Origin of the sequence: Chitinophaga sp. MM2321, assembly GCF_964033635.1 — a bacterium.
Taxonomy (GTDB): domain Bacteria; phylum Bacteroidota; class Bacteroidia; order Chitinophagales; family Chitinophagaceae; genus Chitinophaga.
In genome coordinates this window covers 5,379,717-5,394,454 of sequence record NZ_OZ035533.1, presented here as the reverse complement: position 1 = coordinate 5,394,454, position 14,738 = coordinate 5,379,717, and the positions used below count along the sequence as shown (strand labels likewise).

9 protein-coding genes and 1 tRNA gene are annotated in these 14,738 nt (G+C 46.2%); 5 read left to right on the top strand and 5 right to left on the bottom strand.

The genetic code is table 11. The features are described 5' to 3' along the window. Positions 1-128: 128 nt before the first annotated feature. The 3 genes from ABQ275_RS20935 to ABQ275_RS20925 all read left to right on the top strand — a co-directional run bounded on the left by ABQ275_RS20935 (position 129) and on the right by ABQ275_RS20925 (position 4,340). Positions 129-815: a DUF1345 domain-containing protein gene (locus ABQ275_RS20935; RefSeq protein WP_349315085.1), complete on the top strand. Its 687-nt coding sequence runs from the start codon at positions 129-131 to the stop codon at positions 813-815. A gap of 92 nt (positions 816-907) precedes the next feature. Continuing rightward, positions 908-979: transfer RNA gene (locus ABQ275_RS20930), tRNA-Glu, on the top strand. A 154-nt stretch (positions 980-1,133) separates the two neighbouring features. Next, positions 1,134-4,340: a two-component regulator propeller domain-containing protein gene (locus ABQ275_RS20925; protein ID WP_349315084.1), complete on the top strand. Its 3,207-nt coding sequence runs from the start codon at positions 1,134-1,136 to the stop codon at positions 4,338-4,340. A 120-nt stretch (positions 4,341-4,460) separates the two neighbouring features. On the opposite strand, the gene ABQ275_RS20920 is transcribed toward ABQ275_RS20925, so the two are convergent. Genes ABQ275_RS20920 through ABQ275_RS20900 form a run of 5 tightly spaced genes read right to left on the bottom strand, consistent with a single transcriptional unit; the run spans position 4,461 to position 10,165 of the window. Next, positions 4,461-5,864: an MBL fold metallo-hydrolase gene (locus ABQ275_RS20920; protein WP_349315083.1), complete on the bottom strand. Its 1,404-nt coding sequence runs from the start codon at positions 5,862-5,864 to the stop codon at positions 4,461-4,463. 32 nt (positions 5,865-5,896) lie between these two features. Next, positions 5,897-6,406: a DUF4442 domain-containing protein gene (locus tag ABQ275_RS20915; RefSeq protein WP_349315082.1), complete on the bottom strand. Its 510-nt coding sequence runs from the start codon at positions 6,404-6,406 to the stop codon at positions 5,897-5,899. Between the two features lie 7 nt (positions 6,407-6,413). Next, positions 6,414-6,917 carry a thioredoxin family protein gene (locus ABQ275_RS20910; RefSeq protein ID WP_349315081.1) on the bottom strand — a complete coding sequence of 168 codons (504 nt, stop codon included), beginning with the start codon at positions 6,915-6,917 and terminating at the stop codon, positions 6,414-6,416. A gap of 29 nt (positions 6,918-6,946) precedes the next feature. Continuing rightward, the gene (ppk1, locus tag ABQ275_RS20905) at positions 6,947-8,938 is read right to left on the bottom strand and encodes a polyphosphate kinase 1 (RefSeq protein ID WP_349315080.1); all 1,992 of its coding nucleotides are present in this window, start codon (positions 8,936-8,938) and stop codon (positions 6,947-6,949) included. Between the two features lie 6 nt (positions 8,939-8,944). Continuing rightward, on the bottom strand, positions 8,945-10,165 hold the full coding sequence (locus ABQ275_RS20900) for a Pycsar system effector family protein (RefSeq protein WP_349315079.1): 1,221 nt from the start codon (positions 10,163-10,165) through the stop codon (positions 8,945-8,947). Between the two features lie 73 nt (positions 10,166-10,238). Between ABQ275_RS20900 and ABQ275_RS20895 the strand changes: the two genes are divergently transcribed. Next, positions 10,239-11,084: an SdiA-regulated domain-containing protein gene (locus ABQ275_RS20895; protein WP_349315078.1), complete on the top strand. Its 846-nt coding sequence runs from the start codon at positions 10,239-10,241 to the stop codon at positions 11,082-11,084. Then, positions 11,081-14,734 (top strand): BamA/TamA family outer membrane protein, encoded by a 3,654-nt coding sequence (locus tag ABQ275_RS20890; RefSeq protein WP_349315077.1) that lies wholly within the window; start codon positions 11,081-11,083, stop codon positions 14,732-14,734. Before ABQ275_RS20895 ends, ABQ275_RS20890 begins: the two co-directional genes overlap by 4 nt. The last annotated feature ends 4 nt before the right edge of the window (positions 14,735-14,738 follow it).

Here is a 14,738-nt window from a genome sequence, read left to right as displayed (position 1 = left end):
AAGGACTTCTGCAAAGAAGTCCTTTTTTAATTTACCCCATACCCTGCACCTCCTTCCTGTTTTTCTGCTCCGGGAAGCACACAAAACCCTTACTTTTAAGTGTCATTACCATAATTTATAATACGCTTATGAAGAGCAAGCAAGCCGTCGGTATTTTACTAAGCCTCCATCCGCTTCAACGTATCCTTGTTAGCCTGGGGCTCACATTCATCGTTTTTATCCTGCTCCTGGTCACTGGAACAACTTTCAGCCTGCTGGTATTCTATATGTTGTTGTGGGATGTTTTTGCACTCTCTTATATTGGTACCGGCTGGATCGTATTCTTTAAACGTCCGGTAGAGGAGATCCGGAAATGGGCCCGCATTGATGACGGTAGCCGCGCTTTTGTGACGGTTATCGTATTACTGGCTTCTTTTGCCAGCATGATCACCGTATTATTACTGATGCTTTCTCCTGAAGCAGGCAGTATTGCCAGAACTATTTATTTACCGGTAGCAATTGGTGGTATGCTGGCTTCCTGGTTTATGGTACACACTACTTTTTGTTTTCACTATGCAAACCTGTTTTATGATGATGATGAACAGGATAGTACCCGGCATGCAGAAGGACTTAGTTTTCCGAAAGAGAAAAAACCGGATTATCTTGACTTCGCTTATTTTTCTTTCGTAATAGGCATGACGTTCCAGGTGTCGGACGTGGAAATTGATTCGCGCATCATCAGGCGCACCGCACTTGTACACGGACTGCTTTCTTTTGTTCTCAACACTTTTGTAGTAGCCTTAACAATAAACCTGATAGCCGGATTAAAACACTGATGAAGCGATAAGACAAAGCATTTTATATAAGAATGGAAAAAAATTTTGTGATGTAAAACATTTCCCTATCTTTGCAATCCGAAACAAAAAACGCCGCGTTGGTCAAGGGGTTAAGACGCCTCCCTTTCACGGAGGAGTCACGGGTTCGATTCCCGTACGTGGTACAAAAAAGGATCTCTGCAAAGAGGTCCTTTTTTCATTTTATAGCATGTTTTCCTACCAGTTGCATCCTACAATCCGCACATTGATGATAGTTGTTTAAAATCATCATAACATTTAGTACATTTAATACATACCGCTATTTTTTCCCAGACCGCGATGATAGAAAAGTGGATTAAGGCAAATGAACAACGATGGCATCATGCAGCCAGGTACACTTTTTACCTGCTGTTGGTGGTACTATATATTGGTAAGGCAAAAGGACAGCAACCTCATGTATCCTATTACTTTAAGCATCTTGATATTAACAGTGGTTTAGCAAGTAACCACGTATCGGCTATATTGCAGGACCGTAAAGGTTTTGTGTGGATTGCCAGCACTGCATTACAACGCTACGATGGTACCAACCTTGTTACCATTGCCAATTTCGATCGGGTACCAGGCTCTATTTACTACGATGATATCTGTTTGTGCGAAGATACCAAAGGCCGTATCTGGATGGGCACCCCTGATAACATTCGTGTATACGACCCCGTTACAACGCTTATTAGAACACTGAAGGTAGATAACATGCCCGACCTTCCACAGGGGCTGCAATGCAGCAATATTGTGCAGGACAGGGATGGTGTGATATGGGCCACCACCCTTGATGGGCTTATGCGCTTTGATGAAAAAGCTTTCAACTTTAAAAGAGTAACGACCATACCCGAAGCCGAACGGAAACAGATGAAGGATGCCATCATGGAAGATGAATCAGGTAACCTCTGGATCAGTGGTGAGAACAAATTGTTTATCCTGGATCGTCAACGGAAGCAACTATTCAGCCCAACTAATAACCCGCAACAGCTGCCGGTATTAACCATCCCCAACAGCTTCAAAAAGATATTTACAGATCCGCAACACCGCGTATGGCTGGCTGGCCGCAGGGGCAAATTGTATTGCTACAATCCTGCTACCCGCCAGCTGATGGATTATGATTTTTTAGCGCCCACACCCGCAAAAAAAGGCATCTCCCCTAATGAAAACTGGAATGCCATTTTTGATGTGATGGCCGACGGTGAAAAAAATGTATGGGTAGCCACAGAGAAAGCAGGCATCTTCCGCCACAATGAAAACACCCGGGACTTTGATGTAAATATCACAGCAGATAATAGCGATGAACGCGGCTTCAGCTACGACTATGAAACCAACTGCTTTTTAAGTGACCGCGAAGGACACCTGTGGATAGGCACGGATCATGGTATAAATATCCTTAGCCTGCATAATAAAACATTCCGTCTGCTGGACCACAGAACCTCCTTTCCGAATACCTCCGCTAAACTTCCCATGGGGGAAATAACCGGCCTTATGCAGGCCACTAACGGTGACGTATATGTGGGCTACTGGGGAAAGGGTTTCAGCCGGTTATCCTCACAACTAAACCTGATCAAGAACTATGTACATAATGTACGTGACCCATTACATGCTTTGCCGGAAGAGCGCGGCCTGGTGTGGAGTTTCGCCGAATTGAAAAACGGGACCATCGTCGTCGGACAGGAGAGTGGGAACCTCTCTTTATTCAATCCCGCAACAGGGGAATTTACCGCACATCTCTCTTCACCGGCATTATGCGAACAAACGCCATTGTGCCTGCTGTCGCAAAAGGATACTATCGTCTGGATCGGGCTGTATAAAAGAGGACTGTCCAGCTGGAACCCGGAGCAAAATACTTTTTACCACTACAATGAACTGACAGATTCGCTAAGACGACCGTTGTCTGTTATGCAGATAGTACCGCAGGATGACTCTCTGCTGTGGCTCGGCACCAGCGGCGGCGGACTGATACTCTTCAATACACGCACGAGGAAAATAGCCGCCACACAATCTTTCAAATGGGATTCACATTATTATACCAATATCACCTCCCTGCGCAAATACAACGACAGCATGCTGCTGGCCGGTACTGATCATGGTTTGTGGATCTTTAATACCATCAGGAAAACGTATCGCCCACTCAGGATCAACGGGCAGCTGTTTGATGAATGGGTGCTCAGTATGCAGGAAGATGTGCCCGGCAAAATATGGTTTACTACACAGTATGGATTCTACCGGCTCACTATACCAGGGGAAAAACTGGAAACATTCGTTCAGGCAGATGATATCATCGACAACGACCGGAAAGTACGCCGCCGCATTGTAAAGATGCAGGACGGACATTTGCTTGTGGGTGCCTCCGATCACTTTGTATCTTTTGATCCCACAAGTCTCCAGGTGGCGCCACCGCCACCCGATGTAACCATTGTAAGCCTGAAAGCACTGGACAGCAGCGTGCTGATAGAAGCGGCACTGCATGGCGGTGCACCCGTGATGCTTACCCATAAACAGAATTTCATCAGTATAGAATTTAAAAGCCTGCAATATCATCGCGAAAAGATCCGGTACTATTATCAGCTGGAAGGTGTGGATGAAAACTGGGTGAGCGCGGAAGATATTCTCTTAGCCAAATACACCAACCTGGCGCCAGGCAGTTATAGTTTCCGGGTAAGGGCTGTAAATACCGCGGGTACCTTTTCTGATCATATCAGTGTACTGCAATTATATATAAAGCCGGCTTTCTGGCAAACGCCCTGGTTCCGGCTGTTATGCCTGCTGATAGCTGCTGCGCTCATATACCTGTATTTCAGGTTGCGGATTTCCAGTATTAAAAGAGAAGCCAGGCAGCGCACTGCCATACAACAACAAATGGCGCAACTGGAAATGACCGCCCTGCGTGCACAAATGAATCCGCACTTCATCTTTAATGCGCTCAACTCCATCCAGACATTCATGATGAAAAACGAAACAGAGCAGGCATTGTCCTACCTGGGCCGCTTTGCCCGGTTGATCCGCAACGTACTGGATAATTCACAACTGAATAATATTACTATTTCACGGGAAGTAAACATGCTCACCAACTATATGGAGTTGGAAAAGCTGCGCTTTGCCGACCAGTTTGAATACCACATCATCATTGATCCGCAACTGGATGCCGATATGGTGGAAATACCCACCATGATCATCCAACCCTTTGTGGAAAACGCTATCTGGCACGGACTACTCCACATAAAAACAAAAGCGAAACTGATCATCACTTTCCAGGTAGTAGATGACCGCGTATTGTGTACGGTAGAAGACAATGGTGTGGGCAGGGAAAAAGCAACCGCCCTCAAAAGCATGAATAAACAAAGACATCACTCCCGCGGCCTGCAAATCACCCGCGACAGGCTACACTTATATAACAGCATGTTTAATGTTGCTGCCAGCTTCGATATTGAAGACCTGACAGATGGAGCAGGAAATGCTACCGGAACAAGGGTTAATTTGTGGTTTCCGCTTGTGGAAGAATGACCAGGATTTAACAGATAAAAAGATTTATAGGATTGAACAACGAGATAGGAGCAAAAACAGTTACCTGTATTGTTATCTCGTTGTTCAATCCTATAAATCCTTTTATCCTTTAATCCTGGTCTATTTCAGTCCTATTTCAAAATGCCGCTCCGGAATTTCTATATCCAGGAAGCCTTTTTTAATGAGCCAGTTGCGGAAGATCTGTTGTACATCATATTCTCCGTGTACCAGGAATAATTTCTTTACATCTGCGGGGTGCTGACATGCCAGCCATTGGCTGAGGTCTTCGTAGTCGCCATGTGCGCTCATGGAGCGGATGACGCCTACTTCCGCATTTACCTGGAAGCGGGTGCCATAAATGGAAACTTCTTTCGCACCGCGCATCAGCCGGCCACCGAGCGATTGCGGCTCGCAATAACCTACAATGAGGATGGTGTTTTGTGCTTCGTCAATATTATTGGCGATGTGGTGTTTTACACGGCCTGCTTCCGCCATGCCGGATGCTGAAATGATCACGCAGGGCTCTTTGCGGAAGTTCAGACTTTTAGATTCATCTACTGTTTTAATATATCGCAGCCCCGGAAAATCAAATGGATCATCATCTCTTTTCAGGAGGTCAGATACTTCTTTGTTAAATACTTCCGGGTGTGCTTTGGTAACGGCCGTAGCTTCTGTGGAGAGCGGGCTGTCTACGAATATATCTACTTTGGGCAGCTTGCCTTTCAGTTGTGCATTGTTAAGGGCATACAGCAGTTCCTGTGTGCGGCCCACGCTGAAAGCCGGGATGATGAGTTTACCTTTTTTCTCTACGCAGGTTTCCCTGATATAACGAAGCAGTTCATCATCAGCAGGAGCGGCGTCAGCATGTAAGGTGCTGCCGTAGGTAGATTCTATCAGAATATAATCTGCCTGCGGGAAAGTAGCGGGTGATTTCAGGATCGCATCATTGTAACGGCCAATGTCGCCACTGAAAGAGATCTGTTCTGTTTTCCCGTTTTCTGTAATACGCAGGTGTACGGAGGCGGCGCCTACAATATGTCCTGCATCGGTAAACATCAGTTGCACGTCGGGATCGATGTTAGTCCAGGTATTATAGCCGGTGGGTTTCAGCGATCCGATAGCATTCTTTGCATCGTCTACAGTGTATAATGGTTCTATGTAAGGGCGTCCGTCACGGGCTCTTTTTTTGTTGGTGAATTTCACATCATCCTGTTGTATTTCTGCGGAGTCCATCAGGAGTATTTCGGTCATGTCGCGGGTAGCCGGTGTGCAGAAGATGTCGCCATCATAGCCTAATTTAACCAATCGCGGAATCAGCCCGGAGTGATCAATGTGTGCATGGGAAAGTACCATGTAGGTGACTTCCTGGGGGTCGAAGCCGAAGTCGCGGTTCAGTTCATCTGTTTCCTGGCCCATGCCCTGAAACATACCGCAATCCAGCAGGATCTTTTTACCATTCTTAAGTGTGATAAGGTGCTTGGAACCCGTAACGGTGCGGGCCGCGCCATGAAATGCTATTTTCATATCAGTGTTTTAGGGTGAGTGATGATCACCATTTACGATTTACCTTTAAAAGACCAGGTGATGGCGAAAGAGGCAATTAATGTGCCTTGTTTGTCATGACCTTCACTGTTGACGGTTATGGTTACTGCCTCATGTTCGTTGAGCGCCCTTTCTATGGCCGCTTTCAACGCAGGCAGTTCTGCACAGGTGAATAAAGTGAGACCGGTTGCTTTCTTCACAAAGGTGGCCTTCATATCGGTAACAAGCATGGATACACGTTTCGGTGCACTGCGCACATACATGATGGCAGGTAAGCCTGTACTCATTTCCGCTGCCATAGCAAGACAGGCGAAGTAAGTAGACTGGAAGGGGTTTTGTGATAACCAGCTATAAGGTACGGAAGTAATACAGCGGTCTGCTTGCAGGGATTGTAATCTTACACCGGAAAGCCATGCGGAAGGCAGCTTCCAGCACAGGTAGGCTGAAAACTTAAACGGATGTTGTGCAAACTTCATAAAAGATTGCACAACATCTGTGTTGAGTGTGATCAAGCCTTTTTCCATAGCGGGGCTATTCATTGATATAGTTGGATGGCAATAACGCCGCCGGTGACCATTGTTTCAGGAATGTTGCCAGCTTCTTCTTATCATATGAATCTGCTGATTCCAGCAGGCCGGAGTTTTGTGTGTGCAGGCGGTTGCCTTTTGCATCCAGGATTACGAGTACCGGGAAACCGAAACGCTGCGGGTATCCCAGCTCTTTCAGGATGGGCAGGTTTTTATTTTCCTTGCTGTAGTTAAGATGATATACTACATAGTTCTTTTCCACAGCAGCCTTTAATTCCGCATTATCTTCAATGAACTTATACAATCGCTTGCACCAGATACACCAGTTGCCACCTATTTGCAGTAATACATGTTTGTTTTCTACCGCTGCCTGTTTTACAGCGGCAGCCATGTCTGCTTTTGCATCAGCAGCGGGGTTGTAAATGTGCTCCAGGTCATGTGTTTGCGCATGCACCGCCGGAATGGCGAAAGCAATGCCCAGCAACAATGTCCATACATACTTCTTCATAAAAAATCATTTAAACTGCGATCTCTAATTTACACTATATTTCGCACATAGGACTGTATCGCATTTTGTGCGTTGCTGCTGTCAGCCAGTTGCAAAGCAATGATATCTTTCAGCTGCTGTTGTAATGCCGGTGCATACACCGGTACACATACTTCGATGCGGCGGTACAGATTTCTGTTCATCCAGTCGGCGGAGCCCATGTATACTTCTTCCTGTCCGTTATTGCAAAAGATAAACACCCGCGCATGTTCCAGGTAGCGGTCTACGATCCGGATGACGCGGATATTTTTGCTTTCCGCGATACCCGGTACGAGGCAGGAGATACTGCGTACGATCATGTTTATTTGTACGCCGGCTTCACTGGCTTCATACAGTTTGGCGATCATCGTTTTCTCCTGGAGGTTATTTATCTTGATGTGGATAAACGCCTGTTTGCCTTCCCGTGCATGCGCAATTTCCCGGTCTATTAAAGCCGTAAACCGGTCTGTCATATTGAACTGGGCAACAAGCAGGTGTTCAAAGTGAAGAAAGTTATAGGCTGTTGGTTGTTCGCGGCTCTGCAGATAGAGGAATAACAATTCCATTTCACGTGTAATACCGGTGTGGGCGGTAAATAACACATGATCTGTATAGAACCGCGCAGTGCTTTCATTGAAATTACCGGTGGCTATCAATCCGGAGTAATCCCATTGATAGCCGCGCCTGCGCTTTACCAGTGCGGTTTTGGCGTGTACTTTCATACCGGGAATACTATAGATGATCTTTACGCCGGCCTCTTTCATCTTTTTAGACCACCGTATATTATTGGCTTCATCAAAGCGGGCTTTCAGTTCTACGAAAACCGTTACCTGCTTGCCGTTCCTGGCGGCGCTGATGAGCGCCTGTGCTATCTGCGAACTGGATGCAATGCGATATAGTGTTACATAGATTTCCTGTACATCCCCGTCAATGGCGGCTTCATTAAAGAAGCGCAGAATATGATCGTATTGCTGATAGGGGAGATGGATCAATATATCTTCCTGCTGGATGAGGTCCAGCATATAATCGGTTTTAGCAGTTGTCGGGTTTTGTGCCAGTGCTACACGGGGATATAAAGCATCTTTCAACGTTGCCGGCATGGGCAGGTCTGCGAGGTCTTTCAGGTTGTGGTAGCGGCCACCCGGTATCATTTCATCTGTGGCTACATCAAACTGTGCTGCCAGGAAATGAAGTACGGGTGTGGGCAGTGCGGCATCATATAACAGTCGCGTAGGCACGCCCAGCTCACGCTTACGGATCAACGTTTCTACCTCTTCGAGGATATCGCCTTTGATCTCATCCATGTCCATTTCTGCATTCCGCGTGAGCTTAATGCTATGACTGCTGTGTACTGCATATCCCGGGAATATATAGGCGAGATGTGCGCGGATAGCATCATCGAGAAAGACGATGCGGAATACGCCATCTTCACCGGGCAGGGTAATAAAGCGGTTTAATGCAGCGGGGATGTTCACGACTACATATTCTCTTTCGGATGCATTTCCCTCCGGGATCAATGTCACTACGAGATATAAAGCATTGTTTTCGGGAAAGAGTTTTTTCTCCTGGTTGTTCAACCATACCGGTTGCAGATAGGCGAGGATATTTGTCAGGAAATAATTACGGGTACATGTTTTAACGATTCCCTGTACATCCTGGTTGTAAATCAGTTCCACACCCTGTTTCAACAGGGCCGGCATAATACTGCCGGTGAGGATCTGTCCATATTCTACCTGCTGCCGGTTTATTTCCTGCAACACCTGTTGTAAGGTATCCGGGGTAAGGGCTTCATCACTACCGGCATCGGGATCTTTTTCCAGCACGCGGTTAATAGCCAGTACGGCCGGCATCCGCACCCGGAAAAATTCATCGAGGTTGGAAGAGAAAATAGAGAGGAACCGGATACGTTCGTATAGTGGTACCCGTTCGTCGCCTGCCATTTTCAACACCCGGTAATTAAACGACAACCAGCTGAGGTCGCGGTTATATAAAGGAACACCCATGCGTAGTTATGCTTTTACCGGAAAAAAGATAGCGGCGATCATAAACGCCAGTACAGAGGCGATCAGCCCAAACATGAATATATTATAAGAGATGCGCAGCAGTTTATATTTATGACCCAGCACCACACCCAGGTTATACACGTCTTTGGTCATACTGCCATAGAGGAAATCTGCATCTTCCATCATCTGTCTCATTCCCCACTCATATTCGTCTAGTTTCATCTTATAAAAATTACCAAAGAATAAGAGGTTGGCATTTTTCTTTGAAATATCCTCGCGTGTAAACGTACCACTGGTTACGTTCGGTCGGGTAGCCAGTACAGAGAAGATAACGGTAGTAACGGAGGTGAATAAAAAGATCACAGATGGAATGATCATATTGGGATAGTCTTCCAGTCGCCTTACCAGTACGGTGAGCATAAAGGAAATGATAATGGAATTGACCGAGATCATGATATGTGCTTTGCTGTCGGCCATAGAACTCAACCTGATATGATTGGTAGAAGTGATCCTGAACATGGTTTCTACACCGCGTTCGGGTTTCTTCGCTTTCTTCTCTTTTACTTTTTCTGTATTGCCAACAGCCGGACTATCTGCAACCACGCTGGTAGTTTGTGCTTCTCCTGATTTTTTCTCCAGTTTCTTTTTCAGCTTTTCCAGGTTTTCTTCTTTTTGTTGTTTGGTCAATGTCTTTACGTAGTCTGTCCAGTAGTGATGTTCGCTCAGGAATTTTATATTATTCGTGAGCCAGGCGGTAGCTGGAATTTCGTGTTGATATTTCAGCTCCAGTTCATGCCTGAGTAATTTGTTGCGGTTAGGAAATTCCTTTGAGCCCAGGTGGAACAAGTCAGCATCACAAACGATCTTTTCCAGCAGGTTATGTGGCGACTGCGGCATTTTTGTAGCCAGGATGGCGCCCTTTACCATTGCCTGCATCGCTTCGGAAGCATGCTGCTCCTGTAAAAAGCGGATCGCTTCCCCGGCGCCGTTTTCCTCATGTACATTGCTTTCTCCCAGCAGGTAACCGGCATCATGAAACCAGGCTGCTATATAGGCAGCCTGCAACTCATCGTCCTGCAGATTGTAATGCGCTGCTATCTGCGCAGCGGCCTGTACTACCTGTTGTGTATGTTCCAGATTATGATAAACCAGGTCGGGTCGGGGATGTTGCTGATATTGAGCTAAAACATAATCCCGTGCGGCGTCTATGAGGGTGCTGTTTTGCATATAGTAGTAGTAATTCGTAATTCAAACTAAGTTACTGCATTTTTGATTTAAATTTATGGCATAAAGCCGCTGTATGAAGGTACGAACGCTACTGTTATTTGGATTATTGTTCCTGTCGTGCAACAGCGATAGAGAACAGAAGCTTTATTCATCTCCTTCAGGTTACAACCTGAAGGAACCGGTACGTTTCCGCGTAAGGGAATCTATGCAGGAGATTTCCGGTATTGTACTGAATCCTGATGAACATAATATTATTGCTATCAATGACGAAGAAGGAAGGGTATATAAGATAGATGTAGCTGCCACCGGTCCTTATCCTTCCTATAAGTTTGGCAAGAACGGAGATTATGAAGATATCTGTCGTACAGATAGTGGCTGGTTTGTGCTAAAGAGCAATGGCTCTCTGTACCAGGTGGATGGCTTGTTTACCGACAGTGTTTCCAGCACTCATTTTAAATTCCCGAAAAAGGGGAAGCGTGAATTTGAAACTACTTATTACGATAGTTTGAGAAATAGTATTGTCCTGATATGTAAGAACTGTAAAGATGATAAGGAACAGGGTATTACCAGTGCTTACCGTTTTGATCTGGCTACCAAAACATTTGACACGGCTTCTTTATATCATTTTAATAATAAAGAGATAGCAAACCTGGCAGGAACTGATATGCGTTTTTTTAAGCCGTCAGCGGCAGCGATACATCCTGTTGAAAAGCGTTTATATATCATTGCATCTGTAAACAGGTTACTGGTTATTGCAGACCTGGAAGGGCATATACAGGAAGCCTATAACCTGAAACACCGGCTATTTCCACAACCGGAAGGACTTGCCTTTCATCGTAACGGGGATATGTATATTTCTAATGAAGGTGATTATGATGGTCTTGCCCATATTCTTAAATTCACTTATAAGCACAAATGATCAACCGGAAACTTCTTTGTATAGCGGTATTATTATGCATCTGCAACAGCATCTTTGCACAGGCGCCCGCAGTAGTGAAACGTATTATCCTTATCGGTGATGCCGGCGAGTTGCACAGCAACGGACACAATTCAGTAGTAGATGCAGTACGCAAAGCATATGATTTACAGGATGACAGGAACACCGTGTTGTTCCTGGGAGATAACGTATACCCACTGGGGTTACCCGATTCTTCCAGCAGCAGGTATCCCACCGCCAAAGAAATCCTGGACTACCAGATCAACCTGGTGCGCGGTACCAACACAAGAGGGATCATCATTCCCGGTAATCACGACTGGAATAAAAGTAAGCCCAATGGCTGGCAGGTGATCCGCAACCAGCAACGCTATGTAGATTCCCTGCACCTCGGTAATGTGGAGTTTCTGCCGAAAGGTGGCTGCCCCGGCCCCGTGGAAGTGAAGCTGGCGGATAACATTACTTTAATTGTGATGGACAGCGAATGGTGGGTGTTCCCTTATGATAAACCGGGAATGGAATCTGATTGCGATTGTAAAGATAAGGATGATGTATTGGCCAGGTTGTCGGAAATAGTAGCCATGAATCGGAATAAGCTGATCATTTTTGCTACCCATCACCCTTTCCGCAGCTACGGCATTCATGGTGGATACTATACGATCAAGCAACATATTTTCCCGCTTACCGACCTGCGGCCCTCATTGTATGTGCCTTTGCCGGTAATAGGCTCTATCTATCCCATCGCCCGCGGCGTATTTGGAACACCCGAAGATCTTCCCCATCCAAAATACCAGCAAATGGTGAAAGGCGTGGAAGACGCGCTGAAACCACATGGCCCGGTGGTATTCGTGTCCGGACATGATCATACCTTGCAGCTGATAAAGGATCAGCAGAACAACTATGTAGTAAGCGGCAGCGGTGCTAAAAATAACCGCGTGAAGAAAGGAAAGAAGTCGTTGTTTGCCACTTCTGAAAATGGTTTCAGTGTACTGGAAATGCTGGCCGACAGCACCGTACGCGTGCAGTATTTCCTGGCCGACAATTTAGCTACACCGGTATTCAGCAATAACCTGCTACGGATGCAGGAGTTATCACAACAAGGATTTGTTTATACCCAACCGGAAGCGTTACCGCCCTATGTGACCATGAAGGCGGATTCACAATACAGCCGGATCAATAACTTCCACCGCTTTCTTTTAGGAGAGAACTACCGCAAAGTATGGAACACGCCCCTTAAATTTCCGGTGATAAACCTGAAAACAGAAAAGGGCGGATTGACAATTTTAAAACGCGGCGGTGGTCAGCAAACGCGCTCTCTCCGGCTGGCAGACAGCACCGGAAAGGAATATGCAATGCGCTCCCTGAAAAAATTCCCGCTGGCAGCTATTCCTGAACTATTGCGGGAAACAATTGCGAAGGAAGTAGTGCAGGATCAGATCTCTGCTGCCAACCCCTACGCACCGCTGGCTGTAAGTGTATTGGCGGAAGCTGCCGGTGTGCCGCATACCAATCCGTCTTTTGTATACCTCCCTGCGGATTCGGCCCTGGGCATCTACGCCAAAGACTTTGGTAATGATGTATACCTGTTTGAAGAAAGAGAGCCGATGACAGGTGATAAAGATAAAACGTATAACACACCAAAAGTATTAGAGAAGATATGGGGAGATAATGATGCCACGGTAGACCAGAAATCAGTATTGCGTGCGCGCATCCTGGATACCTATATCATGGACTTTGACCGTCATGATGATCAATGGCGCTGGTACCGGGAACTACACAAAACGCGGGAGATCTATTACCCCGTTCCCCGCGACCGCGATCAGGCGTTTTTTGTGAATGAAGGCTTTATTCCCCGCCTGGCTTCCAAGCCCTGGCTGATGCCTGCTGTACAAGGCTTCCGGGATTATATTCCGGACATCAACAACTTCAACTTCAGTACCCGCTACTTTGATCGTTCCTTCCTCAATGAGCTGGAAGAAAAAGACTGGAAGAAACAAACAGATAAATTCTTAAGTAAGATGACCGACAGCGTTATCGCCGCTGCGGTAGCTGCTTTCCCGGATACCGTGCAATCACTCGTAGGCCCCATGATGTTACATCGCCTGGACGTACGCAGAAACATCCTGGAAAAGAATATGCTGAAATACTACCGTTTCCTGGCGAAAGGTGTGGACGTTCCGGCTACGCAAAAGAATGAACTCATTACTGTTGACAAACAGGCTGGCGGCGCTGTTGCGCTGAATATCTTCAAGATCAGTAAAAAGGGTGCCATACAGCAGAACACCTATTCCCGCACCTTCGATCCCCAGGTTACCAAAGAAGTGAATGTATACGGACTGGGTGGCAATGACCGTTTTGAAATCAGGGGAGATCACGGCACACCCATTCGCATCCGCCTGATAGGCGGCAGTGATGCGGATACTTATATAGACAGTACCACCGTAAAGGCGGGTAAACGGATACGCGTATACGATCAGAAAAATGGAAAGGATTCCTTTGCATTAAGCAGCAATGAACAACGCCGCTTATCCAATGATCCGGAAAATATCCGTTACAACCGCAGCGCCTTCCAGTTTAATAAAACATTTCCCATGCTGGCTGGTGGCTATAACCGGGATGACGGTTTGTTGCTGGGAGTGGGATTACAACTCATCCGCCACGGTTTCCGGAAAGAACCTTTTTCTGCCAAACACCTGTTCACCGCTACGCATGCACTGGCTACAAGGGCCTGGAACTTCCGCTATGAAGGAGAGTTGACGGATGTTATCGGTAAATCAGATCTGTTGTTATTTGCAAGAGCGAAGGCGCCGAATAATACCATCAACTTTTTTGGTTACGGCAATGAAACCGTATTTGATAAAAGTGGGGGAAAGAATATTTCTTACTACCGCGCACGTTTTAACTTATACACCGCAGAAGCTTTGCTGAGAACAAGTTTCGGTGATCATCTCAGTATATCCTATGGCCCGGCTATTAATAATTACGCTTTTAATAAAGATGAAAATCATGGCCGTTATATCACCCGTTTCCAGGATAATAAACTGGATTCTGCGAGCATCTACGGTAATAAATCTTATGCAGGCGCCAAGGTAGTAGCACAAATAGATACACGTAATAACAAGATCATTCCTACCCGTGGCATCCTGTGGGCAACATCTTTTACAGGCAATAAAGGATTGAATGATAACAGCCGCAATTACATGCAGCTGCAATCAGACCTGAGCCTCTACATGAGTTTCCGTATCCCTGCTAATTTTGTTATCGTGAGCCGTTTGGGTGGCAGCAAGATCTGGGGTGATTATGAATACTTCCAGGCCGTTACCATAGGCGGTACACAGAACCTGCGCGGTTACCGTAATTACCGCTTTGCAGGTGGTGCCGGCGTGTACAACAATACAGAAATACGCGTAAAATTATTTGAGCTGAAAACATACTTACTGCCGGCAACCATCGGACTACTTGCCTTCAACGATATAGGACGTGTATGGCAGGATAATGAAACATCGCACGTATGGCATGATGGCTATGGCGGCGGTGTATACCTGGCGCCTATCAATGCACTTATTATTACTGCCGTGGTAGGACATTCCAAAGAAGAAACGGTTCCCTATGTAACGCTGGGATTCAAATTCTAACATT

Excerpts from the sequence above, each read along its gene's own strand:
- ABQ275_RS20890 (WP_349315077.1), top strand. The coding sequence starts at position 11,081 with ATGATCAACCGGAAACTTCTTTGTATAGCGGTATTATTATGCATCTGC.
- ABQ275_RS20925 (WP_349315084.1), top strand. The coding sequence starts at position 1,134 with ATGATAGAAAAGTGGATTAAGGCAAATGAACAACGATGGCATCATGCA.
- ppk1 (WP_349315080.1), bottom strand. The coding sequence starts at position 8,938 with ATGGGTGTTCCTTTATATAACCGCGACCTCAGCTGGTTGTCGTTTAAT.
- ABQ275_RS20920 (WP_349315083.1), bottom strand. The coding sequence starts at position 5,864 with ATGAAAATAGCATTTCATGGCGCGGCCCGCACCGTTACGGGTTCCAAG.
- ABQ275_RS20900 (WP_349315079.1), bottom strand. The coding sequence starts at position 10,165 with ATGCAAAACAGCACCCTCATAGACGCCGCACGGGATTATGTTTTAGCT.
- ABQ275_RS20915 (WP_349315082.1), bottom strand. The coding sequence starts at position 6,406 with ATGGAAAAAGGCTTGATCACACTCAACACAGATGTTGTGCAATCTTTT.
- ABQ275_RS20910 (WP_349315081.1), bottom strand. The coding sequence starts at position 6,917 with ATGAAGAAGTATGTATGGACATTGTTGCTGGGCATTGCTTTCGCCATT.
- ABQ275_RS20935 (WP_349315085.1), top strand. The coding sequence starts at position 129 with ATGAAGAGCAAGCAAGCCGTCGGTATTTTACTAAGCCTCCATCCGCTT.
- ABQ275_RS20895 (WP_349315078.1), top strand. The coding sequence starts at position 10,239 with ATGAAGGTACGAACGCTACTGTTATTTGGATTATTGTTCCTGTCGTGC.